Below are 3,321 nucleotides of genomic sequence, written 5' to 3'. Positions count from 1 at the left end.
CTTGGCGGCTGACGCTGAGCCCGGCGAAGCATACCGTCTACCTACCGGTGGCGATCCGGGCAGCAACGACACGGTAAAGAGTCTGGGAAAGACGGTTCCCGGTAGCACCGCCGACCACGAATGGGGCCACGAAGAAACGAATGGCGCATGGGGCAGCCTCTATTCGTTTATTCGTGATCAGTATTCGTGGCCGGCGGTGCGGGCAGAAAACTTTTGTGACAGATCAGGGTGGCCCAACACAAGCAAACGACATTGGCCGACAGATCAAGCAATCCGAGCATACCAGGGGGCAAAGAAGCCCTGTTGAAATGAATGATGAGGCACAGCCATGCGAAGCAAGCGACAACCGAACCATCTCTGGCTTTCCACGGTGATCATCGTTGTGGTGATCCTTGCCCGGCTCAGCTTCGCGCTGGCCCGGCTGATGGCTGCGCCAAATGTAACCCTGAGCCTGGTTCCTTCGACGCTGACGATGGCCCCAGGTGAGGTGGTCACGGTGACGATTGAGGTGCAGGCTGGGACGGAGCCGATTGATGGCGTGGCGGCCTTTCTCGATTTTGACCCCACCCGCTTCCAGGTGAGTGCGGTCACTCCGAATGCGACGGCCTTGCCCTTTGAACTAGTCAACCGGGTGGAGAATGCGCTCGGCAGGCTTGACCTGGTGCGCGGCGCGCTCAACCAGCCCTTCCCCAGTGGCACCTTTACCGTGGCAACCTTTCAGCTGCGGGCGCTCGCTGTTCCAGGGGCAAGCACCCTCAGCTTTAACCAGGGCGTGCCTTCGCTCGAGCGCGAGAGCGACGTGACCTCGGGGGGCGCCTCGGTACTTGGCGCCCTTGGCACCCTCGCCGTCGAGGTTACGGACGCCAGTTCACCAACCCCCACCAATACCCCGACCGACAGCCCGCTGCCCACCAATACCCCGACCGACACGCCGACAGAGGCTCCCACCAATACCCCGACTACCCCGACCGCCACGCCGACGGAGGCTCCCACCACTACCCCGACCGACACGCCGACAGAGGCTCCCACCAATACCCCGACCGACACGCCAACGGAGGTTCCCACCAATACCCCGACCGACACGCCGACAGAGGCTCCCACCAATACCCCGACCGACACGCCGACAGAGGCTCCCACCAATACCCCGATAAGTACGCTCACACCAACGCCCATCGTTCCATCGCCTACGCCAACCATACCCCAGTCTTGGCGTGTCTTTATACCATCTGTTAGTAAAAACTACAGTACCATCTTCACTGCCGATTTTACACCACCAATTGGAGTGCGCCCGCTCACTATCTGGCAAACGCTCCATTATGTCCAGTTAAACTGGGATGACGAACCAGATGCGGTTGGCTACCATGTCTATCGTGCTGTTCAGTTGAACGCTTGGCAAAAAATAACCAGAGAGCCGCTATCATTGAGCGCATTCGTCGAGGTTCCAGTCTCTGGAACGAGGGCTGTCCGCTACATCGTCACCTTTCTTGATCAACAAGGGCATGAGCATGCGCTAACGACAACGGCTGAGCTAGCGTATCAATCATCACAGATAGAACTTCAGAGTGCGACCAACTTCGATCGCCATAACCTGATTTCAGATCGCGAATATTTGAGTGATACAAGTGTCACGATAACGCAGGTGCAGACGTTTCTTGAGGCGCGGGGTAGCTTTCTGCGCAGCTATCGCTTACCCGACAACCGTCTCGCCAGTCAGGCCATCGTCGAAGAGTCGCTCCGCAACCAGATCAATCCCGTGCAGATCCTGGCGCGCCTTCAGATGGAACAAGGCTTGATCTCAGCAACCAACCCGACCCAGAACCAGTTAGATTATGCGCTGGGTTATGGTTGCCCTGATACCGCCGGCTGCGACCAGCAATACAAGGGCTTTGATCGGCAAATCCTCGCGGCAACGCTTACGCTGCGTGCGTATCTCCAGGAAATTGACACGAATGGACAAACCCGGTCGGGATGGGCCCCTGGCCGCACCAAGCAAACCTCAGACCCCTTGAGCGTTACCCCGGCCAATCGTGCGACCGCCGCCCTCTACACCTATACCCCTTGGGTCGGGGAGGGAGGTGGTGGTCACGTGGGCTTTGGGGGCAACTACCTCTTCTGGATACTCTACTACAGCTACGCTCAAGCCTTTGATCTGGCTCCCCCCATTGACAATGGTCTGACCGAGGTGATCTGCGATGATCAGAGTGCCTGCTTTAGCAAATACGAGTCAAGTGGGGCCTGGGCCTCGAGAACAAGCAGCAGTGCCCACAACCAACACACCTACTGGACCTACAACACTCAGAACCAGGCGCTCGACTGGGGCAAGTGGCAGCCCAATTTGTCGCAGGCCGGGTTCTACGACGTCTACATCTGGTATCCGCAGGTGACGGACGCGCTCCCAGCGACCAGCGCGGCCACCTACCAGGTGCATCACGCCAATGGCGACACCAATGTCACCTGGGATCAGACTACCAACGCTGGGGCGTGGAATAAGATTGCGACGGTACAGTGTGCAACGGGAACAGCATGTTACGTGCAACTCACCGACGCAACGCCAGAGAGCACCGGCACGCGCCGCGTCTGGCTCGATGCGGTGAAGTTTGTGCAGGTGCCTACCCAAAACTACACCATCAGCGGGCGCGTGACCGACGCCAACGGCACCGGTCTTAGTGGCGTGACGATTAGCGACGGTACGCGCCTTGCGAATACTACGAGCAGTGGCGATTACACGATCAGTGGCGTGCCCGTCGGCAGCTATACGCTCACACCGAGCAAGGACGGTTTCAGCTTTAGCCCGACCAGTCTGAGTGTGACCGTCAATGGCGATCTGACCGGCCAGAACTTCACCGCGACCCCGCTCACCTTCACCATCAGCGGGCGCGTGACCGACGCCAACGGCAATGGGCTTGGCAGCGTGACGATTAGCGACGGCACGCGCCTTGCGAATACCACGAGCAGTGGCGATTACACCATCAGCGATGTGCCCGCCGGCAGCTACACGCTTACCCCGAGCAAGAGTGGCTTCAGCTTTAGCCCGACCAGTCTGAGTGTGACCGTCAGCGGCGATCTGACCGGACGCAACTTCACTGGCACGCGCAACACCTACAGCATCAGCGGGCGCGTGACCGACGCCAACGGCACCGGTCTTAGTGGCGTGACGATTAGCGACGGCACGCGCTTTGCGAATACCACGAGCAGTGGCGATTACACGATCAGCGATGTGCCCGCCGGCAGCTACACGCTCACACCGAGCAAGGACGGTTTCAGCTTTAGCCCGACCAGTCTGAGTGTGACCGTCAGCGGCAATCTGACCGGCCAGAACTT

General features: G+C 59.3%; 1 protein-coding gene. It reads left to right on the top strand.

The window, feature by feature from the left end; translation table 11 throughout:
• Window positions 1-328: 328 nt before the first annotated feature.
• Window positions 329-3,321, top strand: a 2,993-nt coding sequence (locus tag EKD05_RS26205) for a carboxypeptidase regulatory-like domain-containing protein (protein WP_205704090.1), incomplete at its 3' end; no start/stop codon positions are given.

Source organism: Candidatus Chloroploca sp. Khr17 (assembly GCF_004138165.1).
Lineage (GTDB): Bacteria > Chloroflexota > Chloroflexia > Chloroflexales > Chloroflexaceae > Chloroploca.
The sequence above is the reverse complement of the archived record's forward strand: the minus strand, read 5'-3'. Positions and strand labels throughout refer to the sequence as shown.